The sequence below is a fragment of the Polaromonas sp. P1_F9 genome, assembly GCF_056405615.1.
Genome location: NZ_JBFUBT010000001.1, coordinates 879798 through 906348, shown reverse-complemented (window position 1 = coordinate 906348; position 26551 = coordinate 879798). Strand labels below are relative to the sequence as shown.

Below are 26551 nucleotides of genomic sequence, written 5' to 3'. Positions count from 1 at the left end.
GCATGACGAAGAAAAGAGAATTGCCGCGCAACCTGCACCGCGACACCCTGGCCGTGCGCGTGGCGGTGGAGCCCAGCCAGCATGGTGAAAACTCCGAGGCGCTGTACCTGACCAGCGGTTTTGTCCAGCCCGACGCTGAAACCTCGGCGCGGCGCTTTGCCGACCCGACGGAGGGGTACACCTACGGCCGCACCTCCAACCCGACGGTTACCAGTTTTGAGCGTCGCCTCGCCGCGATGGAGGGCACCGAAGCCGCCATCGGCGCATCGACCGGCATGGGCGCGATCCTGATGATGTGCATGGGGCTGTTGAAGTCCGGCGACCACGTCATTTGCTCGCGTTCGATGTTTGGCTCGACGATCGCCCTGATAGGCCGCGAGTTCGGGAAGTTCGGCGTTGAAACCACGTTTGTGTCGCAGACGGACGTCAGCGAGTGGAAGGCCGCATTGCGACCCGGCACCAAGCTGCTGTTTGCTGAAACCCCGACCAATCCGCTGACCGAAGTCTGCGACATCCGGGCGCTGGCTGACCTGGCGCACAGCGTGGGCGCCTTGCTCGCGGTGGACAATTGCTTTTGCTCACCGGCGCTGCAGCGTCCGGTGGAATTCGGCGCTGACCTCATCATGCATTCGGGCACCAAATACCTGGACGGCCAGGGCCGTGTGATGGCGGGCGCGCTCTGCGGCTCGTCCAAACTCATCGTTGATGTTTTCGGCCCGATCGTGCGCACCGCCGGCATGACGCTGGCGCCCTTCAACGCCTGGGTCGTGCTCAAGGGCCTGGAGACGTTGAACATCCGCATGCAGGCACAGAGCGCCAACGCGCTGGCCGTTGCCAGGTGGCTTGAAACGCAGCCTGCGGTTGCGCGCGTTTATTACCCTGGTCTTGAATCGCATCCCCAGCATGAGCTGGCCATGCGCCAGCAATCGGGACTGGGTGGCGCGGTGCTGTCGTTTGACGTGCTTGGCGACACACCGGAAGCGGCACGCGCCAATGCCTTCAAGGTGATCAACAGCACGCAGGTGCTCAGCATTGCGACCAACCTGGGCGACACCAAGACCATCATCAGCCATTCAGCCACCACCTCGCACGGGCGCCTCAGCGAAGAGCAGCGCCAGGCCGCCGGCATAGGCCAGGGCCTGGTACGCGTGGCCGTTGGGCTGGACCACGTAGACGACATCAAGGCCGACCTGTCCCGCGGCCTGAGCCTTATCGTATGACTGCATGACTGCCTCAATGACCCAAAAAACAAGAACCCGCTTCGCCCCTTCCCCGACCGGGTTCATCCACCTCGGCAATATCCGCTCAGCGCTGTACCCCTGGGCTTTTGCGCGCGCCACCGGCGGTGACTTCGTTCTTCGCATTGAAGACACCGATGTCGAACGTTCCAGCCAGGAAGCCGTCGACGTGATCATCGAAGGCATGCGCTGGCTGGGCCTGAACCACGACGAAGGCCCGTTCTTCCAGATGCAGCGCATGGACCGCTACAAGGCCGTGCTTGCGCAGATGCAGGTTGATGGCCTGGTCTACCCCTGCTACATGAGCGTGGCCGAGCTCGACGCCCTGCGCGAAAAGCAGATGGCCGCCAAGGAGAAGCCGCGTTATGACGGCACCTGGCGCCCTGCACTCGGCAAGACCCTGCCGCCCGTGCCCGAAGGCGTGCAGCCCGTGCTGCGCTTCAAGAACCCGCAGGGCGGCAGCGTGGTGTGGGACGACAAGGTCAAGGGCCGCATCGAGATCAGCAACGACGAACTCGACGACCTGGTGATCGCGCGGCCCGATGGCACGCCGACCTACAACTTCTGCGTGGTGGTCGACGACATCGACATGGCCATGACCCACGTGATCCGCGGCGACGACCACGTGAACAACACGCCGCGCCAGATCAACATCTTTAAAGCGCTGGGCAAGGAGCCACCGGTCTACGCCCACCTGCCGACCGTGCTCAATGAGCAGGGCGAAAAACTCAGCAAGCGCAACGGCGCCAAGCCGGTGACGCAGTACGCCGCCGAAGGCTATTTGCCCGACGCCATGGTCAATTACCTGGCGCGCCTGGGCTGGAGCCACGGCGACGACGAAATCTTTAGCCGCGAGCAGTTCATCGAGTGGTTCAACCTTGATCATCTAGGCAAGAGCGCCGCGCAGTTCGATGAAGCCAAGCTGCGCTGGGTCAATGCCCAGCACCTGAAGGCTACTGCAGATGACACGCTGGCAACGCTGGTGCAGCCCTTCCTGGCAGCCCAGGGCATTACCGGCGTGGACCCGGCGTGGGTGGCGCGCGGTTGCGGGCTTTTTAAAGACCGCTGCAGCACACTCGTAGAGCTGGCTGGCTGGCTGCAACTGCTGGTGACCGGGGGCAAACCGAGCGCTGAAGACATCAGCACGCACGTCACGGAGGCGGTGCGTCCGGCCATTGCAAAACTGAGCAGTTCGCTGGTGGCCTGCGAGTGGACCAAGGCCGCGATCTCGGCCGCCATCAAACAGGTGCTGGCTGACACCGGCCTCAAGATGCCGCAGCTGGCAATGCCCGTGCGCGTGCTGGTCATGGGCACGCCGCAAACCCCGTCCCTCGACGCGATTCTGGAGCTCATGAAGCGCGAAGATGTGGTCTCCCGGTTGAAGCTTGTTTGAGGATTTGAAATAGGCCAATTTTTCGGGCTATAATTCAAGGCTCGACAATTGCAGGGAAACCTCAATAACTTGACGGGGGTATAGCTCAGCTGGGAGAGCGCTTGCATGGCATGCAAGAGGTCAGCGGTTCGATCCCGCTTACCTCCACCAAAAGTTAAAAGTTAGTCGGGAAGAATTTGAAGTTTTGTGGGTCCGTGTGAAAGCAGGGGCTCATCCGGAAGTTCCAAGGTTTTGACCCTATCGTCTAGAGGCCTAGGACACCACCCTTTCACGGTGGCTACAGGGGTTCGAATCCCCTTAGGGTCGCCAGAATTCATCGCACCTTGTGTGTGATGTCCAAGGCGCAAGTTGACAACCGCCGGCCCGCAAGGGCTCAAGCGACTTGGCTCGAAAGAGCGAATGTTGTCACTACCAGGAGTGGTAGTTCAGTTGGTTAGAATACCGGCCTGTCACGCCGGGGGTCGCGGGTTCGAGTCCCGTCCACTCCGCCAATATTGATGAGGGTTAGCAGGTAAGTATCTGCTAACCCTTTTCTCTTTTCCGGCCCTTGTTTCCTGACTGCGTCCTCAAGATTGGGTGAGTGGCGCAAAGCAGCGGTATCGGCCCTGCTTTTGCTATTGCCGGATTCTTCCGTTTCCACTGACGATTGTCATCTCCACGAAGCGCGAACCATTGCGCATCCCCGGACGAAATCCGATGACATATCCTCCCAGGTCAAAGCTGTCCAGTCCATCCAGAGCGGAAGCAAAACCTTCACGGGTCACACGCGAGCCTTGCCGTCGGGCCGCTTCAACAATCACCTTGGCCGCGATGAAGCCTTCCATCATTGCGTAGCTGATCGGAACATCCTGCGCGCCGGCTGTTGCCGCGATGTCGTTGAACTCCTTGGAAAGCCGATTTGTCAGTTTGTAGGGGCTGGGCGTCACCTGGGCGATCGCGATGCCTTGCATTTGCTCGTCAGAAAGCCGTTTCGCCATCTGCTCAATGTCCGCGCCCGAGTGTGCAAACAGCTGAGCCGTTCCTCCGGCCGAGCGGTACTTCTCAATAAAACCGGAAGCAGCGCCTCCGCTTGCAATCATGATGATCGCCTGCGGTGAGGCTTGCAGCATGGCGTCAGCGGCGGCAGTCACGCGGCTGGTCCCAGCGTCATAACCCGCCGTTTGCACGATCCTGGCCTTGGCATTTGCCGCTGCTTCCTGTGCGGCGGCGATGAGTGCCGCAGCACCGGGGCCGTTTTCGTAAAACAAGCCAAGCCTGGTGATTCCGACTGTCGCCAGGTGCGCCGTGATTCTCGCAAGTTCGTCTCGCAATGTGGCGCGCACGCCATAAAGTTGCGGAACGTCCAGATTCAGTTCGGTCGCGCGGAAGCCGACCAGCACGATGTGCTCGCGCTCAAATACGCCCGCGCTGACCAGCTGGGCGATATTGCGGCTTCCAAAATAGCCGGCAAGCACCACGGGCTTGTCCTCGGCCAGAAGGGCACGCGTTTGGGTGAGTGTTTCATCGGGACGTCCAGCATCGTCGCGGCGCGCCAGGATGAAGGTGTTTCCGTTGACCCCGCCCGCCTTGTTCACGGCGTTGAAATGCAACTGCATTCCAGCCGCGTAGGCGCGGCCCTGGCTCGCGTCAATGCCTGTCAACGGAGCCACCTGACCGACTACAAGCTGCGCGGCCAGCACGGACGACGTTATACCGCTTGCGATGACCAGGCCCGCCAGGCGGGCAATCAACTGACCAGTTCTCATTTCCAGTTTCCTTAACGCGGTCCAACTCGCACGTGCAACGCTTTCACCTGTCAAGCCTGAGGCTGTAGATAGTGAATTCAGCCCCATGGATAACAATCAATCGGAGAAGGCCACGAGGTCCTTGCCGGCCGCCACTTTCAATCGATCCGGATGTTGGAACGCAGGGCAATCACGCGCATGCGGGGCAGCTCGTTTTCGATGCGCGCGGCAACCGTGGCAGCGGGCTCCCAAGCGTGCTCGAGTCCGTTCGCGACGAGTTTTTCGCGAAGCTCCGGGTCCTTCATGGTTTCAGCCAGCGCCTTTTGCAGCTTGGCTTTTACATCCGCCGGCACCCCCTTGGGCGTGGCAATGGCCAGCCAGGAATCGGCCGAGAAACCTTTGAAACCGCTCTCCGCCACAGTCGCCACCGTGGGCATTTGCGTCGCGCGGCTCTCGCCAGTGACGGCGATGGCTTTGATCCTCGGCTTGGCCGCCTTCAGCTGCGGCAGCGCCGCCGCGACGGTGTCAATCGAGAAGGGGATTTGGCCGGCCATCAAGTCGTTCATCGCCGGTGCGCTGCCTTTGTAAGCGATATGCTGCAGCTTGATGCCAGCGGCGCTCCACAGCATTTCGCCGGCGAAGTGCCCTGTGGTGCCGTTGCCGAACGAGCCATACACGTACTTGTCCGGCGCGGCGCGCACTGCTGTTATGAGTTGCTTCAGGTCGTTGATCGGGACATCGGCGTTGGCCAGCAACACAAGGGGAACGCGCGCCACCATCCCGACAGGCTCGAAACTCTTGATCGGGTCGTAAGGCAGCTTGGGCATGAGCGCTGGATTCACCGTGAAGGTGGAACCTGAGCTGATCAGCAGCGTGTAGCCGTCCGGCGCCGCCTTGGCAACATAAGCGGCGCCGACGACGGTGCCGGCGCCCGGCCGGTTGTCGATGACCACCGGCTGGCCCAGTCGTTCAGCCAGTTTCTTGGCGACCAGCCGTCCGGCGATGTCGGTGGCGCCACCCGGCGGAAAAGGAATGACCAGCTGGACCGGCCGGGTTGGATAGCCCTGCGCGTGAACGCTGGCCCAGGGGGCCAGCAAGCCCAGCGCCATGGCCAGGAAGAAGCGCTTCTCATACCTTGGGTTCATCATCGTATTGCTCCTCTTTGATACGGCATGGGCCGTGTTGATCATCGGTTGCGAAACAGGAAACTGCAGGCATTGCGTTTCGACGTATCCAGAATCCCAAGCGGCAAAGTTGGAGGGCATGTCGGAAATCCGCTTGAGCAGTCAAGGAAAGTCTATCGCCGAGGCCACGCAACAGGGTTGCAACATGATTGACTTTTAAGATCAGTTATTCGAATAATTAGATTTGAAAACTTGGAGAAGTGTGTGATTAAAGAAAAACGAGAAATTAAAGTGCGTTTACAGAATGAAACAACTGCTCCACGGCCTGACCTGGACCGGGTTGATCGCGTGATCCTGCGCCTGCTCCAGCGCGATGCATCGATCTCCAATGTGGCCCTGGCGGCCAAGGTGCACCTGAGCCCCGCAGCCTGCTTGCGCCGGGTGGAGCGCCTGAAGTCGATGGGCCTGGTACAGCGCATCGTCGCGTTGCTCAATCCTGCTTCGCTGAACCTTGGCATGCTGGTCGTGATCGGCGTGGTGTTGGACCGGTCCACACCGCAGTCCTTCGCCGACTTCGAAAAAGCGGTGCAGAAGGTGCCGGGCTGCCTGGAATGCGTGGTGGTGACGGGCGAGTTCGACTATTTCGTCACCGTCCGTACGCAGGACAACGAATCGTTTAACCGCCTGCATGCCGCGGAGCTGCTCTACCTCCCGGGAGTGCGGCAGATCCGCACCTTCGTCGTGCTGAAGCAGGTGCTCTCAACGACGGAATTGCCTGTGATGTAGTGTTCAGGGCGTTGACAAGCCCGATGCAGGTTGAAGGACACCGACCACGGACATCGCGCATTGCCACGAGTGGTACCGGCACGCACCGTCGGTTCTTCAAGCCTGCCTTGAGGCTGCGGGTTTGAAGCTGGGGCGCCACCGGCCCCACAATGCACCCATGCGCAAACATTTCTCCGAAACCACGGGACCGCAGCGTCTCACCCTGGGCCTGGTGGCCGGGCTGGTGGTGGCGGCCTTACCGTTGCCCCTGGGCTGGCAGTTTTGCGGCCTGCTGGGCTGGTGTGCCGGAGTCGGCGTTTACCTGTGGCTGGCCTGGTGGCTGTGCGTGCGCTTCGACGCAAAACGCACACGTGAACGCGCGCAGGCTCAGGACGAACCCAGTGTGGTGCTGTTCTTACTGATGCTGCTGGCCACCATGGCCTGCGTCGCGGCCATTACGTTGATGATGCAGCAGGCCAAAAACCTGTCGGGCATGGAGCGCACGCTGCACATCGTGCTCTCCGTTGCGGCGCTTGCTGCTTCCTGGCTTTTCATGCAGACGATTTACGCGTTTCGCTATGCCCATCGCTATTACCACGAAGAAAAACTCGGAGAGCCCGATGGGCCTGGCCTGTGTTTTCCCGGAGGGCTGGATCCGGACTATTTCGATTTTTTGTACTACGCCCATGTCGTGGGCATGACCTCGCAGGTCTCCGACGTGCAGGTCACTTCACGCGAGATGCGCCGGCTGACGCTGGTGCACAGCGTGCTGTCGTTCGGCTTCAATATGCTGATCCTGGCGCTCAGCATCAATGTGGTGGCGGGGGCGCTGCAGTAGGGCCAGCCAGACGTCGCGAAGTCCCTAATGGATCATATGGGGCTGGCCTTTGCGGCATCTTTGCCCGGTTTTGCAAGTTCGTACAGGCGCTGCTCCGCCAGCAGATTTCTGACATTTGCCTCAAATGCCTTTTTAAGGAACTCAGGCACGCTGCCGGAAGTAATTTCCGGAGCGTTGAAAGACCCATCTGTCGTGGTTTCAAAAACAACTTTTCCGGAGGCTGTGCTAAAGACTTGCCAGCGAACCTGCAGGTAAGTGGAGCCCTTTAGCTTGCCGGTAATGCCGATATCTGCGTTTGGGCTGCCGGAGAAAGGAAAGCAGAGATTGGACTCGTATTTTTCAATGGCGCCAGCGACAAGCAACTCCGCATTCGCAACGGTCTTGTCAACAAACAGGGCTTTTGGGTCGCCCGCAACCTTGTAGTTGGACTGAGTGAACTCTTTGCGAAAGGCATCCTTGAATTCGTCATCTGTCAGGTTGATTCTTCCGCCGCGCCAGTCGACCGAGTTGCCCGTGAAGCAGCTCCAACCGTACTGGATATTCAGAACCCGGCTGCCAAGTGGAACTTGCGTGACCACCTGTGTAAGGAGGAAGCTCTTCGCATTGGCATCGTTGGGTCCTGCTATCACTGCCTTCTGTTGAGCCGTTGTTGTCGGTGGAATTGCACATGCCATCAGTGATGCCGTGGATATCGCAATGAGCAGGTATTGATAGTTCATATTTTGTATAAGCCTGGAGTTCGAGTCAGGTACGGATTGGGGGGTGCGGATTGGGTAAGGTTTAGGCCGCACTTTGCCACCGCGCGCCTAGCCATGCCCCGAAAAGAAAAGAAGCCGGCAGCCCCAACGACCATAAGGCAATGCGCCAGGCGGCCGAGGTTGCCGGAAACTGCCCGAAGAATATGTAGCCAAGGACGATGACCAGTAATACCAGAGGTGCGGTCCACGACTTCGGCTGGCTCCACCACTTCGAGGCGAATCCTGCGGCGATGCAGATGGCCAAGGCCAAAACCTGGCTCAGGAGCCAGATATTTGAGTTTGCCCAGGCGGGCGCGTTGACCCGTATGACGGAAGGATCTGCGGATTGGACTGAGGCATCCACAAGATACGGTTCCAGCAGTGCAGCGCCGAGCCAGGTGATCGCGAGCAAAAACGCGCCTATCAGGAGGCCGCGCCAGGTAGCACGATTTGGTTGCTGCGACTCTTCAGGGTGGGGACTTGACATGAGGTGGGTGGCAGATTGTGCGGCCTGACGTTTAGCATGGGCGTGTCGTCGACGGACAACGAAGCTGTCGGCTGGGCGTTCGCCCGAAACAAGGATTGGGCATCAGTTTCGCTGGATTCACGTTGTTGAAGTCAATCAAGTGGTGCGGCGCCAGGTCGACTGGCCATGAACGTCGAACTGCTGCATGCGAGTCGATCTGGTTGTTTGAATCGTCGGATGGTTGGAGTCACGATTCTCACCCAACCCGGGAGACGCGCATATTTACAGCTGAAACAGCTGCTTTTTGAGCGCCATCTTTTCCTTCTTGCGCAGGCTCGCTTCGGATTTGCGGTGCGAGCCGGCCTTGCGTTGCGCCGCCGGCGCCACCAGCGGGTTGCGAGGCTTGGGCGCGGTCAGCTTGAGTTTGGTCTTGCGGGCCGAAGTCATCCTTGCGTCGGGCCTTTGCGGCCCAGCTTGAGCAGGCCGGTCGACAGCGCCGTGCCGCACACAATCACCACGGCGCAGATCACCATCCAGGCCGTCACATGCTCACCGAGGAAGATCACGCCATAGATCACCGCAAACACCGGCACCAGGAAGGTGACCGACAGCGCGCGCGGCGGGCCGGCATTTTCGATCAGGCGAAAAAACAAAATATAGGCCAGCCCGGTGCAAACCACGCCAACCGCCAGCAGCGCCAGCCAGGCATGCGCGCCCGGCATCTGCGCCGGCCACAGCCAGGCGGCCGGCAAGGCCAGGCCGAGGGTTGCGCCCATCTGGCTGCCGGCCGCCGTCACCAGTGGTGGCATGCCCGAGAGGTAGCGTTTGGTATAGCTGGCYGAGATGCCGTAGCAGAGGCAGGCAAACAGGCAGGCCAGCACGGCCCAGCCGGGCGCCACGCCCGAGGCATCGGGCTTGAAGGTGGCTTTGTCCCAGGCCAGCATGGCGACGCCGGCAAAACCTACGAAGAGGCCCAGGATGCGCGAGGCATTGGGTTTGTCCTTGAGCCACAGCCAGGCGATCAGTGCGCCGAACATGGGGACGGTGGCGTTGAGGATGGCCGACAGGCCCGTGGTGATGGACAGCAGTGCAAACGAAAAACATGCAAACGGAATGCCTGAATTGAGCACGCCGATGAAAAAAATCCGCTTCCAGTTTTTCTTCAGGTCAGGCAACAGGCCGCGCAGCCACACGATGGGCAACAGGAACAGCGCCGCAATGCCCACGCGTACCGCGGCGGTCGGCAGTGGGCCGAACTCCACCGTGCTAATACGCATGAACAGAAAGGATGAGCCCCAGATGGCGGCCAGCATCACAAAATCGAGGGCCCAGTTTTTGGGCCTGGCTGCTGCCGCGCCTGCTGGCGCAGCGATAGCGGAAGGACTGGAACTCACAGCGTGTTCTCCTGAAGTGCGCCTTCGAGTTTAAGCAAGGCGGTTTTGCGGTGCAGGCCGCCTGCGTAGCCCGTGAGCGAACCGTCGGAGCCCAGCACCCGGTGGCAGGGCACGATCACGCTGACCGGGTTGCGGCCGACTGCGGCACCCACAGCGCGCACGGCCTCCGGTTTGCCGATACGCTGGCTCACCTGGCCGTAGCTGAGGGTGCCGCCTTGCGGAATGGCCAGCAGCGCCTGCCATACCGACTGCTGGAAGGCCGTGCCGTGACCCAGGTCCAGCGGCAGGTCAAACCCGGTGCGGGTGCCGGCATAGTATTCCGTGAGTTGCTTGATGGTCTGCTTGAGCACCGGATGGTCCGGGTCTTCGCGCCATACATAGGGTTTCACGAGCTGCGGCGGCAGGTGACGCTGGCCCGCAAACCAGGTGCCGGCAAGGCCTTTGTCAGTCGCGGCAATGATCATTTCCCCCAGGGGGCTGTGGAAGGTCGTCTGGACGATGGAGTTGTCGAATTTCATCTTGGTCACCTTTGAATGGTTTCGAGTGTCTGCCTTATCAGGTCTGTTTGAGTCCTAGAAAGGCGCTTTGGCTAACTTGTCGTTTCGCGGGGCAAGGCTGGCTCGATCATTCACCGGCGATGTTCGCGCCTGAACGCTGTACCGTCCAATGAAATCGAGGCGCCGCATTCATTCCCCGAACGCATGAATCGGCAGGTTGTCGCTGTTGCGCCGTCAGCCGGGGCGCTCCAGCGTGCCGCTCCAGGCGCGTATCACCGCGTAGCTGCGCCAGGGTTTCCAGGCGTCCGAGGCCAGCTCAGCCTCCCGTGCCGGGTTCTTTTTTTCCTGCACACCCAGCGCCTTGTGCAGCGCCACGTCACCAGATGGAAACGCGTCGGGCCAGCGCAGTGCCCGCATGGCGATGTATTGCGCCGTCCAGTCGCCGATACCGGGCAGCGCTTTCAGCGCGGCCACTGTCGTGTTGACGTCGGCGCCGCTGTGCAGTTGCAGCTGCTTGCCCGCCACTGCCTGCGCAATGCCCACGATGGCCGCCTGGCGTTGCCTGACGATGCCCAGTTGCCCGAGCGCGTCGCCGCTGGCCGCAGCCAGCACGGCCGGCGCGGGAAAGAGGCGCGTCAGCTGCGGCCACGGTGTTTCCACGGGTTCGCCAAAGCGGTCCACCATGCGCTGCGCCAGCGTGCGTGCGGCGGCCACGGTGATCTGCTGGCCCAGCACGGCGCGCACCGCCAGCTCGTAGCCATCCAGCGCGCCTGGCACTCGCAGGCCGTCGCCTTCGGGAAAACTGTCGTGCAGCACGCTGTTGATGGTGGCCGGATCAGCGTCCAGGTCAAAGGTGGTGCGCACGCGGCGTATCACCAGCGGCAGCACTTCGCGCAGCGAATCGCTGACGCGCAGCACCAACTGAGAACGGCTTTCGTCAAAGCTTGCCAGCAGCCAGCCGGCATGCAGCTTGCCGCCCGACTCGATACTGAAGGTCCTGCCCAGAGCGGGCAGCGCGGCGTCTGCGGCAATGAATTCAATGGCACTGATGCAACGCTTGCTGAAGAAGGCCAGCATGGCCTGCACGTCGTAGGGCGGGCGATAGCCCAGCCGCACGATCACGCCTTCGCCCACCTCGCCGACCCGGGCCGGGCCCTGGCGCCGAAGCTGCGTGGGGTTGAGTTTGTAGTGCTCCACAAAGGCCGCATTAAAGCGCCGCACGCTTGCAAAACCGCTGATCAGCGCAATCTGCGTAATGGGCAGGTTGGTATCGGCCAGCAGCTGCTTGGCGGTGTGCAGCCGGTGTGTCTGCAGGTATTGCATGGGCGAGACGCCGAACTGCGCTTCGAAAATCCGCCGCACATGGCGGTCGCTCACGCCCAGCCTGGCGGCCAGCTTTTCTACAGAAGGTGCTTCCTCGGTCCACACCTCGGGCTCATCCAGCAGCCGCGCCGCCTGGTGCGCCAGGATGTAGGACGCATCCTGTATTGACCACACCACCGAATGCGGCGCCAGCTCGGGCCGGCAGCGCAGGCAGGGGCGGAAGCCGGCGTTCTCGGCCTGCGCCGCATGGTGGAAGAAACGGCAGTTCTCGCGCTTGGGCGTTTTCACGCTGCAGACCGGGCGGCAGTAGATGCCGGTGGAGGTCACACCGGTGAAAAAGCTGCCGTCAAAACGCGCGTCCCGCGCCTTCAGGGCGAGGTAGCAGTCGTTGTCGGCAAGAGGGGTGGTTTCGCGGTTCATGAGGGAAATGATACGCCGCAGCAGGCTTCTGACTAGCCGTTTTCGGACATGTCCCTGAGGGCCTGAAAACCCCTGTTTTTGGGGCCGGCGTGGCTGGTTTTTGAGGCGCCGCAATAGTCTGAACGGACCTGCCGGAAAGGGCTACGGCCTACAGCTGGCGCATAGGCCGGCACCTACAATGAAAATCAACCTTCTTTCTGCTTTCTTTCTGCTTTATTCCCGTCTTTCCAGGAACCGCACCCGATGCAAATCAACCCGTCCATCTTCAAGGCATATGACATCCGCGGTGTTGTGCCGTCCACCATCCATGAAGACATGGCCGAGGCCCTTGGAAAAGCGTTTGGCATGGCCGCGTTGGCAGAAGGTGAAAAGGCGGTAGCTGTTGGCCGCGACGGCCGGATCAGCGGACCTGCGCTCAGCGCAGCGCTTATGCGCGGCCTGGCCGCCACCGGCATTGATGTGATTGATGTGGGCATGGTGACCACACCCATGCTCTATTTCGCGGCCAGCACGCTGGCCGGCTCGGGCATCCAGGTCACAGGCAGCCACAACCCCAAGGACTACAACGGCTTCAAGATGGTGTTGGCCGGCCGCGCCATTTACGGCGAAGAGATTCAGGGTTTGCGCCGCGTGATTGAGGGCGACAAGTGGGTGCTGCCTTCACAGGCCGGCGCCATCCGCCAGGTTGACGTGGGCACGGCCTACCGGGACCGCATCGTCTCCGGCATCAAGCTGGAGCGCCCGATGAAGATCGTCATCGACTCCGGCAACGGTATTGCCGGCGCGTCAGCGCCCGCCATCTTTCGCGCGCTGGGCTGCGAAGTGACAGAGCTGTTCAGCGAAGTGGACGGCAACTTTCCCAACCACCACCCCGACCCGAGCAAGCCTGAGAACCTGCAAGACCTTATCAGGACGCTGCAAAGCAGTGACGCCGAATTGGGCCTGGCCTTTGACGGCGACGGCGACCGCCTCGGCATCGTGACCAAAGACGGCCAGAACATTTACCCGGACCGCCAAATGATGCTGTTTGCCCGCGACGTGCTCTCACGCATGCCGGGCGGCACCATTTTGTTCGACGTGAAATGCTCGCAGCGCCTGGCGCCCGAGATCGAGGCCGCCGGTGGCGTGGCGCTGATGTACAAAACCGGCCACTCACTGATCAAGGCGAAGATGAAAGAAGTCGATTCGCCGCTGGGCGGTGAAATGAGCGGCCACATCTTCTTCAAGGAGCGCTGGTACGGCTTTGACGACGGCACTTACGCCGGCGCGCGCTTGCTGGAAATCCTGAGCCGCGTGCCTGACGCCGGCATCGTGCTCAATGCCCTGCCCACCAGCTTCAGTACGCCTGAGCTGAACGTGGCTTGCAAGGAAGGTGAGCCGCACACGGTAGTGGAGGCCTTGATCAAATCAGCGAAATTCGCGGCACCCGCCAAAATCTCGACCATCGATGGCGTGCGCGTCGACTGGCCCGACGGCTTTGGCCTGATCCGTGCGTCCAACACCACGCCGGTGCTGGTGCTGCGCTTTGAGGGACACACCCAGCAGGCGCTGGAGCGTATCGAGGCCGACATGCTGGCCTTGTTGCGCAGCGTCAAGCCCGGCGCCAGCTTCGCTGCAGCGGTCCATTAGTCCACCCCCGTCCAGACTCACTGCGTGTAGTCTGTTCCCCCCTTCCAGGGGGCGGCGCCTGCGGTCTGGCAAAGCCAGTCCCGCGGCCCCCGCTGGTATTGCCCAAAGAATTCTTTAGCCCAGCATGAGCCGTGGAACCGGCTTTGCCGGGCCACAGGCGGGCGGCCCCCTCGGGGGGCAGGGAGTTACGCGAAGCGAACGACCGTGGGGGCCTAAAATACCTCATGAAAATTCTGCTGGTCAAGCTGTCCTCGCTCGGCGATGTGGTGCACACCCTGCCGGTGGTGCGGGACATCCATGCCGCGCTCCCGGAAGCGCGCATTGACTGGGTGGTGGAAAAGTCATTTGCGCCGCTGCTGGCGCGCCACAAGGGCTTGCACCGCGTGATTCCCTGTGAGATCCGGCGCTGGCGCAAATCATTCTGGACGCTGGCAACGCGAAACGAATGGCGTGCCTTCCGGCGCGACCTGCAACGTGAAGCCTATGACGCCGTCATCGACCTGCAGGGCTTGACCAAGTCGGCGCTGGTGGCGCGGCTTGCCTCGCTGGCACCCGGCGGCAAGCGCTACGCGCTGGCCAACCAGACCGAGGGCTCGGGCTATGAAGCGCCTACCCGCTGGGTGGCCGACGTGGCCATCACCCTCCCACCGCATATTCACGCGGTGCAGCGCTCGCGCGAGCTGGCGGCGCGCGCGCTTGGCTACACCCCGGAAGGGGTGCCGGATTTTGGACTAAAAATACCTGCAGCCCATGAGGGACGGGCGCAAGCAGCTCCTGAAAAGATAGCGCCTGCAGCGTCGAAAGGCCGGGTGGTACTGGTCCACGGCACCTCGCGCGCCGACAAGGAATGGCCGCTGGACCACTGGGTCACGCTGGGGCGGCGCCTCAATGGGGCCGGCTACCCGGTGGCACTGGCGCACGGCAACGCACACGAGTTGGCCACCAGCCAGGCCATTGCACAGGCGCTGACCAAAACCGCAGCGGACATCGCCCTGGTGCTGCCGCTGCTGCCGCTCGATGCGCTCACTGAAGCGCTGGCGCAGTGCGCCGGTGTCATTGGTGTCGACAGCGGTGTCAGCCACATTGCCGTGGCGCTGGATTTGCCGCATGTGCAGATATACAACTTCGACACGGCGTGGCGCACCGGCCCCGGCACCCTCGGCCACGGGGGGCGGCAGGTCAGCGTGTTTGCGCGGCCGGCACCCACTGTGGAAACCGTCTGGCAGGCCTGGCTGGCTTGCTGGGCGGTGAGCAGCCCCGCCCGTGCCGGTGGGGCGAAATGAGCGCGCTGGCCCTGAAACTTTATTCGCTGCTGATGTGGCTGGGCCAGCCGCTGCTGCGCCGCAAACTGGCGCGCCGCGGCAGGCACGAGCCCGGCTACCTTCAGGCGGTGCAGGAACGGTTTGGCCACTACACCCAGCCCGCGGAAACCACCTCTGAGCTGGTCTGGCTGCATGCCGTTTCGCTCGGTGAAACGCGCACGGCGGCCATTTTGCTCAAGGCGCTGCGCGCGCAGCATCCGGGCTTGCGTATTTTGTTGACGCACGGCACGGCCACAGGGCGCGCCGAGGGTGTGGCCCTGCTGCTGGCCGGTGACGTGCAGGTGTGGCAGCCCTGGGACAGCCCAGGCGCAGTAGCGCGCTTCTTTGACCACTTCAGGCCGCGGCTGGGCCTGCTGATGGAAACCGAGATATGGCCCAACATGGTGGCCGGCGCCCAGGCGCGCGCCATACCGCTGGTGCTGGTGAACGGCAGGTTGTCCGAAAAATCCCTGCAGCAGGCACTGAAAATGTCGCCGCTGTCGTTTCCGGCTTACGCGGGGTTGTCTGCGGTGTACGCCCAGACCGATGACGACGCCCGGCGCTTTCGCCAGGCGGGTGCTGCGGTGAGCGGCGTGTTCGGCAACCTCAAATTTGACGCCTCGCCTGACGACGCCCAGCTGGAAAAAGGCAAGGTCTGGCGCCGGACGCTTGGGCTTCCGGTGCTTATGTTTGCCAGCTCACGCGAAGGCGAAGAGCAGGAATTTTTAAAGCAATTAAGTGCCACGGCCCAATCTGAACGGGCGCAACCAGCTATCAATTCTGTAGCAAATGAATCGCAGGCAGAAGCGCACGTCGAGGGGCCGGGAAGCCAGTTCAGGGTGTTGCTGGTGCCGCGCCACCCGCAACGCGTCAATGAGGTGGAGGCGCTGGTGCAGCAGCACGGCCTGCGTGTTTCGCGCCGCTCACACTGGCCCGATACGGCGGGCGGCCCGGCCGTGAACGACGATGCGCTGCATGCGGATGTATGGCTGGGCGACTCGCTGGGCGAAATGGCGCTGTATTACGCGATGAGCGATGTCGCGATGCTGGGCGGCAGCTTCGCACCGCTGGGCGGGCAAAACCTGATCGAGGCGGCTGCCTGTGGCTGCCCGGTCGTGATGGGCCCCCATACCTTCAACTTCACCGAAGCCGCCGAGCTGGCCATCGAGGCCGGTGCAGCACGGCGCGTGGTCGACATGGAGCAGGGCGTGCGTGCCGCACGAAAGCTGATGGACAAACCCGAAGCACGCGCCGCCGCCGTGGCCGCCGGCCTGGCCTTCGCCGACCGCAACCGCGGCGCCACGGCAAAGACGGCGAGTGCGCTTGAGAGCTTTTTGGCGGCCCCAGCGAAGTAAGGCCACACCATGACCGAGCCATCCAAAACCAAACTACGGGTACCGATCTGGTTCTGGATGCTGCTTTTCATGGCCGCCTGCCTCTTCGGCTTCGGCGCCTATGTCATCTTGACGCTGATCTAACGAAGTCACCCTTCGACAGGCTCAGGGCGAACGGGTATTTAGTTAACGACTGGGATGATCTCTTAACCCCAGCGTGAGCCGTGGAACCGGCTTTGCCGGGCCACAGGCGGGCGGCCCCCTCGGGGGGCAGCGACCCACACGAAGTGGGGGAGCGTGGGGGCCCTATTCCACCGGGCTAACTCTTTTTGTGGCAGGTGCAGTTGTTCCACGCGTAGAGGTGCAAATGGTGCGCCCAGTCGCGCAGCGTGGCCCAGGCGCCGCCGGTCGCCACTTCATACGGCGTCAGGCCAAACATGCCCAGGCTGATGGAGGGCTCCACTGAGACCACTGAGTGCCAGGTTCGCCTGGGGATGAACAGGGCATCGCCGGCTTCAACGCGGGCATGGTAGCCATGGGCTTTTTCGAAGGAGGCGAGTTCGCGGACTTGCTCAGGCAGGCGCGAGACGTTGATGTCGCTGAGCGTGGCACCCCAGTCGTATTTGGCGGCCGGGCACATGTGCTGGCGCTGGTCGGGTGAGAAAAGGATGAACTCCTTGACGCCCTGGAGTTGCACAAACCAGTTGTGCGGGAAATCGTTGTGCAGGCCGGTCACGGTATTGGCCGGGCCCATGAACACATATTCCCAGGTCATGCGGCCGGGCCACAGGCTCTTGATGAGCAGGTCGCGCCGCAGCTCGGGGTATTTTTCGAGGATGTCCCACTGCGCCAGGTACAAGGTCGTCGGCTTGAACGACTGCATGTGCGCCCAGTTCAGGTGAAAGCGCTCGCCGGGTTTGTAGCCGTCCCGCACCGGCTTGGGCAGCAGGCCGGCCATGGGGTCCGGCGTGCGTTGCGCCGCCTTGCCGAGTTCCCGCAGGTAGGGCGCAACCGGAAGGAAGGGGCGGCCCTTGGTCACGCCCTGTTCGACCAGGCCATCGGTGAACTTGACCGGCACCTCGGCGCCCTTGCCGGCACAGACGTCGGCGAGGAATTCAAACGACCATTTTTTCCAGGCCGGCCAGTGATGGATGCCGCCCTTGACCAGCACGGGTTTGTCAAACGGTTGCCGGCGGCCCGCGCGCTTGAGTTCTTCCCAGGTGGTTTCCTCGATCAACTCGAAGCTGGGGCCTTTGGGGATGTGTACCGGCGCATCAGTCACGCGTTCAGCCTCTATCGGCAAGGGCAGGGGATTGTGTGCGGGCATCAACATGGAAATTCTGGCCCCGGGCCGGCCTTTGTTGGAGTGTTGTGAAGCGTACCGCGATTTACCTGGCCAGCAGTGCGTTGATTTTTTGCAGGTCTTCCGGCGTCAGCGTGCCATTGGCCTGGCGCAGTTTCAGGTCGCCCAGCAGCACGTCGTAGCGCGCCTTGGCCAGGTCGCGTTTGGTCTGGAACAGCTGGCTCTGCGAGTTGAGGACATCGATGTTGATGCGGACGCCGACCTGGTAACCCAGCTTGTTGGCATCCAGTGCGCTCTGGCTGGAGAGTTCGGCCGCCTCCAGCGCCTTGACCTGCCCCTGGCCCGATTGCACGCCGAAGTAAGCGGTACGCGTGGCCTGCGCCACGGTGCGCCGCGCGCCTTCCAGGTCGCTTTGCGCCTTGTCACGCAGCGACAGGGTTTCGCGCACGCGGTTCTGCGTGGCGAAACCCGCAAACAGCGGCACATTGAGCAGCACGCCGACGGTGGTGGTGTTGGTGCGGAAGGCAAACGGCGGAATGGTGGTTGCCGTGCCCGAGGGATTGCGCGTGACGTTGTAGCTGGCTGTCGCGTCAAGCGTGGGCTTGTGGCCGGCTTCGGCCTTGTTAACCTCCAGCTCCGCGATTTCCACATTGCTTTGCGCCTGGCGGATGCTGGGATGCACCAGCTCGGATTGCGAGACCCAGATGCCGACGTCGGCCGGCGTCACTGTGGGCAGGCCGACCGGGTTTGCCAGGGGCTTGGGCTGGGTTTCGGTTTTGCCGACCAGCGTGTCCAGCGCGAGTTTCTTGACACGCAGGTCATTCTCGGCGGCGATCTCCTGGGCAATGACCAGGTCGTAGCGCGCCTGCGCCTCGCGCGTGTCGGTGATGGTGGAGGTGCCCACCTCGAAGTTGCGCTTGGCCGACGCGAGTTGCTCGGCTACCGCGGCTTTCTGGGCCCGTACAAAGGTCAGGGTGTCCTGCGCGGCCAGCACGTCGAAATAGGCCTGGCTGGTACGCACGATCAGGTCCTGGTCGGCGGCCTCCAGCTGGGCCTTGGCCAGGTCCACCTGCCTGGAGGCCTGCTGGTAGGTGGCCCAGTTGGCCGGGCGGTACAGCGGCTGTGAGAGGTTGAGCGTGGCGTTTTGCGTATTGAAGCTGCGGTCTATCACCGGTGTGGTGTTTTCAAAATTGGTGCGCGACACGCCTGCTGAAATGCCCGCCGTCGGCAGGATGCCGGCCTTGGCCTGGTCGGCCCGGGCGAGGTTGGCGTCGTATTGCAGCTTGGCCGACTGGTAAGAGGCGTCGAAGGCACGGGCCGACTCATACAGCTCCACCAGGCTCTGGGCCTGTGCGGCCGGGGCTGCCATCATCAGCGCCGTGGTGACGGCAATCGACAGGGGCAACATCGACAGGCGTAGCGCCGGCGGTTTCTTGGGCGTGGTCATAAAGGTCCTGAGGAATGAGTGAATCGGCGATGTGGGGATGAGTACGGTGTGCAGCGGTGGCAAGGGTCAGTACACAGGGACCGACGGGTCCACTTGCTGCGACCAGGCGTCAATGCCGCCCTGCAGGTTGACGACCTCGGTGAAGCCGCTTTGCGTCAAAAAGTTGGCCACCTGCAGGCTGCGCATGCCGTGATGGCACAGGCATGCAATCGGCTGGCCGGTACCCGCTTCAGTTTGCTGCAGCTCGGCCAGGCGGTTGGGAATCTCTCGCATCGGGATATGTACCAGCCTGAAGCCGTCTTCCTTGACTGACGCCGCCTGCAGTTCCCAGGGCTCGCGCACGTCCAGCACCACCGGCAACGCGGGCGCGCCTTCCCCGGCGTTGTTGCGCCACTCGGCGAAGTTGGCGGGGCTCAGTTGGGGAATCATGGTCGGCTGTCCTGCGTTGGAATGCGTGCTTGGCGTTGGTGAAGTCGTGTACGGCGCCCAGGCTCAGAAGCTGAATTTCGAAGGTTCAGGGAAATTCAGCAGGCGTGGCGCCACGGTGTCCCAGGCCTGGGTGGTGCGCCAGGCGTCTTCGGCCACGCGTGTGACCAGGGTGGCGCGCATCATCGGCTCAAAGCCCACGATGGCGCTTAGACGGCCACCCACCTTGAGCAGGGACAGCAGCGAAGCCGGCACTTCGGCGACCGAGCCGCTGAGCACGATCACGTCAAACGGTCCACGAAGCGGGTCGTTGCTGGAAACGGCCTGGGCGATTTTTGCGGCGCCGTCGCCAGTGCGCACTTCGGCGTTATAGAGGCCCGCCCTTTGCAGGTTGTCGCGTGCGGTCTGTGCCAGCTTGGGGTCGATCTCCAGCGTGATCACCTGCTGCGCGCGGTGGGCCAGCAGTGCGGCCATGTAGCCGGAGCCAGCGCCGATTTCAAGTACCTTTTCATGCTTTTGCACGGCCAGTTCCTGCAGGATGCGGGCTTCCACCTTGGGCGCCAGCATGCACTGGCCGGGCCCGGTGCCCAGCGGGATTTCCATGTCGACAAAGGCCAGCGCCTTCTGGGCGGCCGGCACAAAGTCTTCGCGCTTGACCACGGCCAGCAGGGAAAGGACCTGGTTGTCCAGTACTTCCCAGGGGCGGATTTGCTGCTCAATCATGTTGAATCGGGCTTGTTCGTAGTTCATGGCGGACCTGTAAGTTGGCGAAATGGGGGAGGGTGAGCTGTACACGAGATAAACCCTTGATTTTAGCGGTCGCCCATGACAGGCGCCGGCCTTGCCGCGGGCGTTTCCGCCAAGGCTTGCGGCGGTGTTTTGGGGCCGAACTTGCGCTTGAACCACTGGCCCAGGTCGTCCAGGTAGCAATACGTCACCGGCACCACCACCAGGGTCAGCAGCGAAGAGGTAATGACACCGCCGATCACGGCCTGGCCCATGGGCGCGCGCTGCTCCGAGCCCTCGGTCAGGGCAAAAGCCAGCGGCACCATGCCGAAAATCATCGCCAGCGTGGTCATCAGGATGGGGCGCAACCGTACCTTGGCGGCATGCAGCAGCGCATCGCTGCGATTCATGCCCGCGACGCGATGGCCGTCCACGTCGATCTGGTCGGCGCGCATTCGAATGGCAAAGTCCACCAGCAAGATGGCGTTTTTTGTGACCAGACCCATCAGCATCACCACGCCGATGATGGAAAACATCGAGAGCGTGGATCGGAACAGCAACAGGGCCAGTACCACGCCGATCAAGGTCAGCGGCAGCGAGGTCATCAGCGCCATGGGTTGCAAAAAGCTCTTGAACTGGCTGGCCAGGATCATGTAGATGAACAAAATGGCCATCACCAGCGCCGACACCGCGTAGCCAAAAGACTCGGCCATGTTCTTGGTGGAGCCGCTGAACTGGTAGCGGTAGCCGGGCGGAAAGCTGAAGTTTTCCAGTGCGGCCTTGATATCGTTCGACACCTCGCCGGCCGAGCGGTTGTAGACGTTGGCGTTGATCGCGACTTCACGCGCCATGTCGCGCCGGTTGATCTGGTTGGGGCCGGTGGATTCCTTCACGGTGGCCACCTGGTTGAGCCGGACCATGTGCGCGGCGCCGTCGGCGCTGCTGCCGGGCGTGCTCATGAAGGGCAGGCGCTCAAGGTCTTGCGGCGCGTTGCGCGCATCGGGTGCCAGGCGCACGTTCACGTCGTAGGTCTGGTCGTCGGGCGCGCGCCAGTTGCCCACCGTCTGCCCGGCCACGAGGGTGCGCAGCGATGCGGCGATCTGCGACACCGACAGGCCCAGGTCGGAGGCTGCGTCGCGCCGCACATCAATTTCAATCACCGGCTTGTCGGCCTTGACGCTGGAGTCCAGGTCTACCAGGCCGGGAATGCCGCGGATCTTGTCGTTGATGGCGCGCGTGAGGCGCTCCAGCTCTTTCAAATCCGACCCCTGCAGCGAGAACTCCACCTGCTTGTTGCCGCCCACCGCGTCGAGCAGCCCGACGTGCGTCACCGTGATGCCCGGCACCTGCTTGAGCCGCTCGCGCAGCACGCCCGACATTTCGTCGACGCTGCGCGTGCGGGCCTTGCGGTCCACCAGGCGCACATAAATGCTGGCGTACATCTTGCCCTGGGCATTGCCGGTGTTCAGCGTGGCCAGCGTGTATTTCACCTCGGGGAATTCGCGGATGATGGCTTCCACCTGCCGCGCCTTGGCTTCGGTGGTTTCCAGCGACGAACCCACCGGCGTGTAGAAGTTGAGTGAGGTCTCCGAGAAGTCGGCCTTGGGCACAAACTCGGTGCCCAGCAGCGGCACCATGAAAATGCTGGTGATAAAAATCACCAGTGCCAGGGCCAGGGTGGCCAGCTTGTGGCCCAGCGACCAGCGCAGGATGCCCTGGTAGCTGTTGCTCAACGAGTCGGTGGCGTGGTCAAACCAGCCGGTGACGCGGCCTATGGTCTTGTCGTAGAAAGTGACGGGCGCATGGCGCGTGCCATGCGCTTCGATGGAAGGGTCGTGCCAGATGCTGGAGAGCATCGGGTCCAGCGTGAAGCTAACGAACATCGAGATCAGCACCGCCGCCACGATGGTCACGCCGAACTCGTGGAAGAACTTGCCGATGATGCCGCCCATGAAGCCGATGGGCAAAAACACCGCCACGATGGAAAAGGTGGTGGCCAGCACGGCCAGGCCGATCTCCTGCGTGCCGTCCAGCGAGGCCTGGTAGGGGCCCTTGCCCATCTGCACATGGCGCACGATGTTCTCACGCACCACGATGGCGTCGTCGATCAACAGGCCCACGCACAGCGACAGCGCCATCAGCGTGATCATGTTGATGGTGAAACCGAACAGGTTCATGAACAGGAAGGTGCCGATGATGGAGATCGGCAGCGTGAGTCCGGTGATGACGGTGGAGCGCCAGGAGTTGAGGAAAAGGAAGACGATGAGCACCGTCAGCAGCGCACCTTCAATCAGCGTGCGGCGCACGTTTTCAACGGCCACGCGAATCGGCCGCGAGCCGTCGGTGATGAGCTCCAGCCGTGCACCGGGCGGCAATTGCGGCTGGATGTCCTTGATGGCCTGGTTCAAACCATCGACCACGGCAATGGTGTTTTCGTCTTGCGCCTTCTGCACCGACAGCAGCAGAGTGCGCTGGCCGTTGTAGAGCGCGAGGCTGTCGATTTCCTGCGCCCCGTCGGCAATGCGCGCCACCTGATCTACCGTCACTGGCGAGTTACCCTTGCGCGCCACGATGATTTTTCCGAAATCTTCAGGCCGCTTCATGCGTGCATCGATCTTGACGACGCGCTCCTGCTGCAGCGAACGGATCGCGCCCACCGGCAGGTCCTGGTTTTCGTTGCGCACGGCATTGACCACCTGGTCAGCCGTGATGCCCAGCGACTCCATGGCCTGCGGGTTCAGATAGACATTAATCTCGCGCTTGGTGCCGCCCACCAGTGTGACGGAGCCCGCGCCGCGCACGTTCTCCAGGCGCTTTTTCAGCACCTGGTCGGCCCAGTTGGTGAGCTCCACGGCCGACATGGCATTGCCGCTTTGGGCGTTGGGCAATACCGCAACGGACCAGATCGCCCGGCTTGCCGGGTCGAAGCGCAGCACGCGTGGCTCTTTCACTTCATCCCGGAGGGTGGGCCGGATGGCAGCGATCTTTTCGCGCACATCTTCGGCGGCGCGGCGCCCATCCACATAGAGCTGGAACTCCATGATGACAACCGACTGGCCTTCGTAGCTGCGCGAAGTCAGCGCGTTGATGCCGGCGATCGAGTTGACGCCTTCTTCAATTTTTTTGGTGACTTCGCTTTCAACAATCTCGGGCGAAGCACCCGGGTATTCGGCGGTAATGACGACCACCGGAAAGTCGATGTTCGGGAACTGGTCGACCTGCATGCGCTGGTAGGAGAACAGTCCCAGCACCACGATGGCCAGCATGACCATGGTGGCGAACACCGGGTTCTTGAGGCTGACCTGCGTGAACCACATGCGCGCGAGTCCTCAGGGCGCCAGCTTGGCCGGTGCACTGGCTGCTTGCGCCGCAGCCGGAAGCTGTGTGAAACGCACTTTGGTGCCCTCACGCAATGCACCGATCTCGCCGCGAATCACCACCGCGCCGTCGGCCAGGCCCTTGACGGCGACCACGCTGTCTTTGCCCGCGGTGCCACGTGCGCCGAGTTCGACGCTCTTGTGCACCACCAGGCCGTTTTCAATCGCCTGCACATAAGGTGTGGGTTTGTCAGTGCGCACGGCGCTGACCGGCACCGACAGCAGCGAAGCGCTGGCCGTGCCCAGCGTGCCCTGGGCAAACAGCCCCTGGCGCAAGGGCGGCGCGCCGGCGTCGCCTGCGGCGCCCGGATTGTCGATGCTGAGGTAAGCCAGCACGCTGCGGCTGCCGGCCTGCGCTGTGGGATTGATGCGCACCACTTTGGCCGTGACGGGTTGCCGGCTGCCTTCGATCTGCAGCTGTGCCGTCTGGCCCACGCGCACGTCCATGGAGTCGGTGGCGCTCAAGGTGGCTTCCAGTTCCAGCCGGCTCAGGTCCACCACCTCGACGATTTTGGTGTCGATGCCCACGCGCTCACCGGGTTGCGCCAGGCGCTGCGACACCTGGCCGGAGATGGGGGCTTTGAGGATCGTGTCGTCGACCGATTTGGCCGCGACCTCGGTAGCGGCCAGGGCCGCCTTGTAGGTGGATTGCGCGGCATTGAGGTTGGCCAGGGAGGTATCGAGTGCGGTCTTCGAGATGAAGCCCTGGTCAACCAGCGCCTTGTTGTTGTCGTACTGGCGCTGCACCACATCCACCTGTGCCTTGGCCGACTCGGCTTGCTCGCGGGCCTGGCGCACGCGTGACTGGTATTCGGTGGCATCGATGCGCGCAATCACCTGGCCGGCCTTGACCACGTCGCCTTCGCGAAGCGTAAGGCCCTGCAGCTCGCCGGCCACGCGTGCCTTGATGACAGCGGAGTTGACGGCCTTGAGCGAGCCCGACACCGGCAACCCCTGAACCACGTCGCGCGTTTGCGCCTTGACCACATCGGTGGCGGCCAGTTCGACCTGTCCCATGTCCTTGACGGCGGTGCTTGCGGCAAGCGCCTGTTGCTGGGCCTTGCGTGCGGACAGCGCACGTAGTACGCCGCCGGCGATGAGCAGCACGATGAGCCCGGCGACCGCCCACTTGACCCACCGTTTCATGTTGCGGATTTCCTGTTGGCCTGTGCGGCGGCGCCGGCCGGCGCGGTGATGCCGTTCAGGATGGTTTCTACCTGAAAGGCGATGTATTTTTTGGCATCCAGGTCCGCGTCGCTGCTGATGCAGATGCCGGCGGTGTGCCTGGACAGGATCAGGAAAATCATGGGAGCGACCACCAGGTAGACCGCATAGTCCAGGTCCATGGGGCGGAACTCGCCGCGGTCCATGCCGCGTTGCAGGATGCTGCGGATCAGCCCGTGGCCCGGCATGATGACTTCCTGCTGGTAGAAGGCCGCGATGTCGGGAAAGTTCTTGGCCTCGCTCATCATCAGCTTGGTCAGGCCCGAGGCGGGCGTCAGGCCCACGCGCTCCCACCAGCTGTTCATGCAGTAAGCCAGCAATTCAGGGGTGGTGCCTTCAAAGGTGTCCAGCTCGGTGCGCCATTCCGTGAAGCGGCCCGAAATGTTTTCGCGCACCACGGCCTTGAACAGTTCTTCCTTGCTCTGGAAGTAAAGGAACAGCGTGCCTTTCGATACCCCGGCGCGCGCCGCCACTTCTTCGGCGCGGGTGGCGGCAAAGCCTTTTTCCACGAACAGGTCTAGCGCAGCGTCCAGCAGTTCGCCGGGGCGTGCTTCCTTGCGGCGCTCGCGTTTGGCGGCGACCGCGGAGGTTTTGTCGCAAAATAATTTGGAAAGTGACATAGTTACTGACTGACTGGTTAGTAATATATCTGCTTACTTTCCGACCGTCAACTCAAACCAGGGCCTGTTAACGCTATTGATGCAAATGCGAATGGGGTGAGAAAGGCGCCAATCAAGGCGCGTGACGACGCCCAGACTTCTGTCTGGGCTAGGAGCGCAACGCCGAGTGGCGCCTTTCTCACCCCATTCCCCCCGGGTTGCGATCAAAAAGGCCTTGCGCGGCGTTGCAAAGCCTTGACGGGGTTCACCCCGCCTGCATTTTGCGCCTTGCTCAAGGCCTTTTTGACTCGCAACGCATCTTGCATCAATAGCGTTAACAGGCCCTAGGCTACACCGTAGCGGGGGAGGCGGTAGCTCCCGGAAAGGTAAACCCGCGGTAAAGCCGCCAGGTGACAAGCTCGTGTTCGCTGGCCGCCGTCGGTGGGCCGGTCTGCCTAAACGGGCGTGAACCGGCCGACAGCCAGTGCCAGCCATTCGCGCAATACCTGCTGCGAAACCACCAGGCCCGACGCGGAAGGCACCCATTCCATGAGGTCGTGCTGTGCCGGCTGCACCTGGCCCATGGGAGCGGGCGTCACTATCAGGCCCGCGCGCTCAAAGGCCGCTACGGCGCGCGGCATGTGCCAGGCGTCGGTGACCAGCGCGATGCGTTGCACGCCGCTTTGCTGCAGCAACGGCGCCAGCAGGCGGGCATTGCCCCACGTATCGCGCGACTGGGCTTCGTTCCAGCGCAACGTCATGCCGTAGTCCTGCTGCACCATGCGTGCGGCCACCACGGCTTCGGAATCGGTCTGTGCGCTGCTGGCCGCCCAGCCCATGCCGCCGGTAAAGGCCAGCGGCAAGCCCGACTGCCGTGCCAGCCACACACCGTAGCGCAACCGCGCCGCCGTGTGTGCGCCCGGCTGGCTGCTGCCGTATTCAGCCGCCTCGGGCAGCACGCCGCCGCCCAGCACGACGATCGCTTGTATCTTGTGGGCCTTGAGGCTGGCCACCGGCATGGCGGCAAACTGCGGCAGCACGGTGCGCGCCAGCCAGACGGCCGCGCCGTGGCAGCTGAGCAGCGCCAGCAGCAGTACCGAAAAGGTTGCCAGCGCCAGCCCGGCCTTTTTATTGCGCCAGGCCAGCATCAGGCCGAGCAAGGCCAGCAACAGCAGCAAGGCTGGCGGGAGCGCCAGGCCGGTTAACAAAGGCTTAAGCGCGCCGAATTCCATGCGTTGTATTTATTTGCTATGAAAAATATAGCTG

23 protein-coding genes and 3 tRNA genes are annotated in these 26551 nt (G+C 62.7%); 10 read left to right on the top strand and 16 right to left on the bottom strand.

Going from position 1 to position 26551, the window contains the following annotated elements; translation table 11 throughout:
* Window positions 1-2: 2 nt before the first annotated feature.
* The 5 genes from AC1DYR_RS04280 to AC1DYR_RS04260 all read left to right on the top strand — a co-directional run bounded on the left by AC1DYR_RS04280 (window position 3) and on the right by AC1DYR_RS04260 (window position 3122).
* Window positions 3-1220: an O-succinylhomoserine sulfhydrylase gene (locus AC1DYR_RS04280; protein ID WP_477703976.1), complete on the top strand. Its 1218-nt coding sequence runs from the start codon at window positions 3-5 to the stop codon at window positions 1218-1220.
* 16 nt (window positions 1221-1236) lie between these two features.
* Window positions 1237-2631, top strand: coding sequence for a glutamate--tRNA ligase (gltX, locus tag AC1DYR_RS04275; RefSeq protein ID WP_477703975.1), 1395 nt, complete (start codon window positions 1237-1239; stop codon window positions 2629-2631).
* Between the two features lie 74 nt (window positions 2632-2705).
* Window positions 2706-2781: transfer RNA gene (locus AC1DYR_RS04270), tRNA-Ala, on the top strand.
* Window positions 2782-2864: 83 nt separating this feature from the next.
* Window positions 2865-2940, top strand: a tRNA-Glu gene (locus tag AC1DYR_RS04265).
* Between the two features lie 105 nt (window positions 2941-3045).
* Window positions 3046-3122: transfer RNA gene (locus tag AC1DYR_RS04260), tRNA-Asp, on the top strand.
* Between the two features lie 123 nt (window positions 3123-3245).
* Here the strand turns inward: AC1DYR_RS04260 and AC1DYR_RS04255 are convergent.
* The gene (locus tag AC1DYR_RS04255) at window positions 3246-4430 is read right to left on the bottom strand and encodes an ABC transporter substrate-binding protein (protein WP_477703974.1); all 1185 of its coding nucleotides are present in this window, start codon (window positions 4428-4430) and stop codon (window positions 3246-3248) included.
* An 83-nt stretch (window positions 4431-4513) separates the two neighbouring features.
* Window positions 4514-5500 carry a Bug family tripartite tricarboxylate transporter substrate binding protein gene (locus AC1DYR_RS04250; protein ID WP_477704132.1) on the bottom strand — a complete coding sequence of 329 codons (987 nt, stop codon included), beginning with the start codon at window positions 5498-5500 and terminating at the stop codon, window positions 4514-4516.
* Window positions 5501-5770: 270 nt separating this feature from the next.
* Here AC1DYR_RS04250 and AC1DYR_RS04245 point away from each other — a divergent pair, with 270 nt between their 5' ends.
* Window positions 5771-6265, top strand: coding sequence for an Lrp/AsnC family transcriptional regulator (locus tag AC1DYR_RS04245; RefSeq protein ID WP_457279917.1), 495 nt, complete (start codon window positions 5771-5773; stop codon window positions 6263-6265).
* A 157-nt stretch (window positions 6266-6422) separates the two neighbouring features.
* On the top strand, window positions 6423-7082 hold the full coding sequence (locus AC1DYR_RS04240; RefSeq protein ID WP_477703973.1) for a DUF1345 domain-containing protein: 660 nt from the start codon (window positions 6423-6425) through the stop codon (window positions 7080-7082).
* 32 nt (window positions 7083-7114) lie between these two features.
* Here AC1DYR_RS04240 and AC1DYR_RS04235 read toward each other — a convergent pair whose 3' ends face one another.
* The 6 genes from AC1DYR_RS04235 to AC1DYR_RS04210 form a co-directional block, all read right to left on the bottom strand.
* Complete coding sequence (locus AC1DYR_RS04235) at window positions 7115-7801, bottom strand: hypothetical protein (protein WP_477668066.1); 687 nt, start codon at window positions 7799-7801, stop codon at window positions 7115-7117.
* 61 nt (window positions 7802-7862) lie between these two features.
* On the bottom strand, window positions 7863-8306 hold the full coding sequence (locus tag AC1DYR_RS04230; RefSeq protein WP_477703972.1) for a hypothetical protein: 444 nt from the start codon (window positions 8304-8306) through the stop codon (window positions 7863-7865).
* 261 nt (window positions 8307-8567) lie between these two features.
* A complete protein-coding gene (locus AC1DYR_RS04225) occupies window positions 8568-8732 on the bottom strand; it encodes a hypothetical protein (protein WP_477677378.1) in 165 nt (54 codons plus the stop codon).
* Window positions 8729-9679 carry a DMT family transporter gene (locus tag AC1DYR_RS04220; RefSeq protein WP_477703971.1) on the bottom strand — a complete coding sequence of 317 codons (951 nt, stop codon included), beginning with the start codon at window positions 9677-9679 and terminating at the stop codon, window positions 8729-8731. Before AC1DYR_RS04220 ends, AC1DYR_RS04225 begins: the two co-directional genes overlap by 4 nt.
* Window positions 9676-10197, bottom strand: coding sequence for a methylated-DNA--[protein]-cysteine S-methyltransferase (locus AC1DYR_RS04215; protein ID WP_477703970.1), 522 nt, complete (start codon window positions 10195-10197; stop codon window positions 9676-9678). The genes AC1DYR_RS04220 and AC1DYR_RS04215 overlap by 4 nt, the downstream gene beginning before the upstream one ends.
* Window positions 10198-10410: 213 nt before the next feature.
* Window positions 10411-11919 (bottom strand): DNA-3-methyladenine glycosylase 2 family protein, encoded by a 1509-nt coding sequence (locus tag AC1DYR_RS04210; RefSeq protein ID WP_477703969.1) that lies wholly within the window; start codon window positions 11917-11919, stop codon window positions 10411-10413.
* 243 nt (window positions 11920-12162) lie between these two features.
* Here AC1DYR_RS04210 and AC1DYR_RS04205 point away from each other — a divergent pair, with 243 nt between their 5' ends.
* From AC1DYR_RS04205 to AC1DYR_RS04195, 3 genes are all read left to right on the top strand, one after another.
* Entirely contained in the window at window positions 12163-13548 is a 1386-nt protein-coding gene (locus tag AC1DYR_RS04205) for a phosphomannomutase/phosphoglucomutase (protein ID WP_477703968.1), read from the top strand.
* A gap of 224 nt (window positions 13549-13772) precedes the next feature.
* Complete coding sequence (waaC, locus tag AC1DYR_RS04200; protein WP_477703967.1) at window positions 13773-14831, top strand: lipopolysaccharide heptosyltransferase I; 1059 nt, start codon at window positions 13773-13775, stop codon at window positions 14829-14831.
* Window positions 14828-16204, top strand: a complete 1377-nt coding sequence (locus tag AC1DYR_RS04195; RefSeq protein ID WP_477703966.1) for a 3-deoxy-D-manno-octulosonic acid transferase — start codon at window positions 14828-14830, stop codon at window positions 16202-16204. The genes waaC and AC1DYR_RS04195 overlap by 4 nt, the downstream gene beginning before the upstream one ends.
* A gap of 298 nt (window positions 16205-16502) precedes the next feature.
* On the opposite strand, the gene AC1DYR_RS04190 is transcribed toward AC1DYR_RS04195, so the two are convergent.
* From AC1DYR_RS04190 to AC1DYR_RS04155, 8 genes are all read right to left on the bottom strand, one after another.
* On the bottom strand, window positions 16503-17516 hold the full coding sequence (locus AC1DYR_RS04190) for a cupin-like domain-containing protein (protein ID WP_477703965.1): 1014 nt from the start codon (window positions 17514-17516) through the stop codon (window positions 16503-16505).
* A 55-nt stretch (window positions 17517-17571) separates the two neighbouring features.
* Entirely contained in the window at window positions 17572-18933 is a 1362-nt protein-coding gene (locus AC1DYR_RS04185) for a TolC family outer membrane protein (protein ID WP_477703964.1), read from the bottom strand.
* Window positions 18934-18999: 66 nt separating this feature from the next.
* Window positions 19000-19362, bottom strand: coding sequence for a rhodanese-like domain-containing protein (locus AC1DYR_RS04180; RefSeq protein ID WP_477703963.1), 363 nt, complete (start codon window positions 19360-19362; stop codon window positions 19000-19002).
* 63 nt (window positions 19363-19425) lie between these two features.
* Entirely contained in the window at window positions 19426-20109 is a 684-nt protein-coding gene (locus AC1DYR_RS04175) for a protein-L-isoaspartate O-methyltransferase family protein (RefSeq protein ID WP_477703962.1), read from the bottom strand.
* A gap of 62 nt (window positions 20110-20171) precedes the next feature.
* Window positions 20172-23402 carry an efflux RND transporter permease subunit gene (locus tag AC1DYR_RS04170; RefSeq protein WP_477703961.1) on the bottom strand — a complete coding sequence of 1077 codons (3231 nt, stop codon included), beginning with the start codon at window positions 23400-23402 and terminating at the stop codon, window positions 20172-20174.
* Window positions 23403-23414: 12 nt separating this feature from the next.
* Window positions 23415-24608: an efflux RND transporter periplasmic adaptor subunit gene (locus AC1DYR_RS04165; RefSeq protein WP_477703960.1), complete on the bottom strand. Its 1194-nt coding sequence runs from the start codon at window positions 24606-24608 to the stop codon at window positions 23415-23417.
* Window positions 24605-25306 (bottom strand): TetR/AcrR family transcriptional regulator, encoded by a 702-nt coding sequence (locus AC1DYR_RS04160; protein ID WP_477703959.1) that lies wholly within the window; start codon window positions 25304-25306, stop codon window positions 24605-24607. Before AC1DYR_RS04160 ends, AC1DYR_RS04165 begins: the two co-directional genes overlap by 4 nt.
* Window positions 25307-25740: 434 nt before the next feature.
* The gene (locus tag AC1DYR_RS04155) at window positions 25741-26517 is read right to left on the bottom strand and encodes a YdcF family protein (RefSeq protein WP_477703958.1); all 777 of its coding nucleotides are present in this window, start codon (window positions 26515-26517) and stop codon (window positions 25741-25743) included.
* Window positions 26518-26551 lie beyond the last annotated feature (34 nt).

Bases quoted from the DNA above. Each gene is read 5' to 3' on its own strand.
- gltX (WP_477703975.1), top strand. From the start codon at position 1,237: ATGACCCAAAAAACAAGAACCCGCTTCGCCCCTTCCCCGACCGGGTTC.
- waaC (WP_477703967.1), top strand. From the start codon at position 13,773: ATGAAAATTCTGCTGGTCAAGCTGTCCTCGCTCGGCGATGTGGTGCAC.
- AC1DYR_RS04180 (WP_477703963.1), bottom strand. From the start codon at position 19,362: ATGATTCCCCAACTGAGCCCCGCCAACTTCGCCGAGTGGCGCAACAAC.
- AC1DYR_RS04225 (WP_477677378.1), bottom strand. From the start codon at position 8,732: ATGACTTCGGCCCGCAAGACCAAACTCAAGCTGACCGCGCCCAAGCCT.
- AC1DYR_RS04230 (WP_477703972.1), bottom strand. From the start codon at position 8,306: ATGTCAAGTCCCCACCCTGAAGAGTCGCAGCAACCAAATCGTGCTACC.
- AC1DYR_RS04155 (WP_477703958.1), bottom strand. From the start codon at position 26,517: ATGGAATTCGGCGCGCTTAAGCCTTTGTTAACCGGCCTGGCGCTCCCG.
- AC1DYR_RS04215 (WP_477703970.1), bottom strand. From the start codon at position 10,197: ATGAAATTCGACAACTCCATCGTCCAGACGACCTTCCACAGCCCCCTG.
- AC1DYR_RS04280 (WP_477703976.1), top strand. From the start codon at position 3: ATGACGAAGAAAAGAGAATTGCCGCGCAACCTGCACCGCGACACCCTG.
- AC1DYR_RS04165 (WP_477703960.1), bottom strand. From the start codon at position 24,608: ATGAAACGGTGGGTCAAGTGGGCGGTCGCCGGGCTCATCGTGCTGCTC.
- AC1DYR_RS04210 (WP_477703969.1), bottom strand. From the start codon at position 11,919: ATGAACCGCGAAACCACCCCTCTTGCCGACAACGACTGCTACCTCGCC.
- AC1DYR_RS04170 (WP_477703961.1), bottom strand. From the start codon at position 23,402: ATGTGGTTCACGCAGGTCAGCCTCAAGAACCCGGTGTTCGCCACCATG.
- AC1DYR_RS04235 (WP_477668066.1), bottom strand. From the start codon at position 7,801: ATGAACTATCAATACCTGCTCATTGCGATATCCACGGCATCACTGATG.
- AC1DYR_RS04240 (WP_477703973.1), top strand. From the start codon at position 6,423: ATGCGCAAACATTTCTCCGAAACCACGGGACCGCAGCGTCTCACCCTG.
- AC1DYR_RS04160 (WP_477703959.1), bottom strand. From the start codon at position 25,306: ATGTCACTTTCCAAATTATTTTGCGACAAAACCTCCGCGGTCGCCGCC.
- AC1DYR_RS04175 (WP_477703962.1), bottom strand. From the start codon at position 20,109: ATGAACTACGAACAAGCCCGATTCAACATGATTGAGCAGCAAATCCGC.
- AC1DYR_RS04190 (WP_477703965.1), bottom strand. From the start codon at position 17,516: ATGTTGATGCCCGCACACAATCCCCTGCCCTTGCCGATAGAGGCTGAA.
- AC1DYR_RS04250 (WP_477704132.1), bottom strand. From the start codon at position 5,500: ATGAACCCAAGGTATGAGAAGCGCTTCTTCCTGGCCATGGCGCTGGGC.
- AC1DYR_RS04185 (WP_477703964.1), bottom strand. From the start codon at position 18,933: ATGACCACGCCCAAGAAACCGCCGGCGCTACGCCTGTCGATGTTGCCC.
- AC1DYR_RS04195 (WP_477703966.1), top strand. From the start codon at position 14,828: ATGAGCGCGCTGGCCCTGAAACTTTATTCGCTGCTGATGTGGCTGGGC.
- AC1DYR_RS04205 (WP_477703968.1), top strand. From the start codon at position 12,163: ATGCAAATCAACCCGTCCATCTTCAAGGCATATGACATCCGCGGTGTT.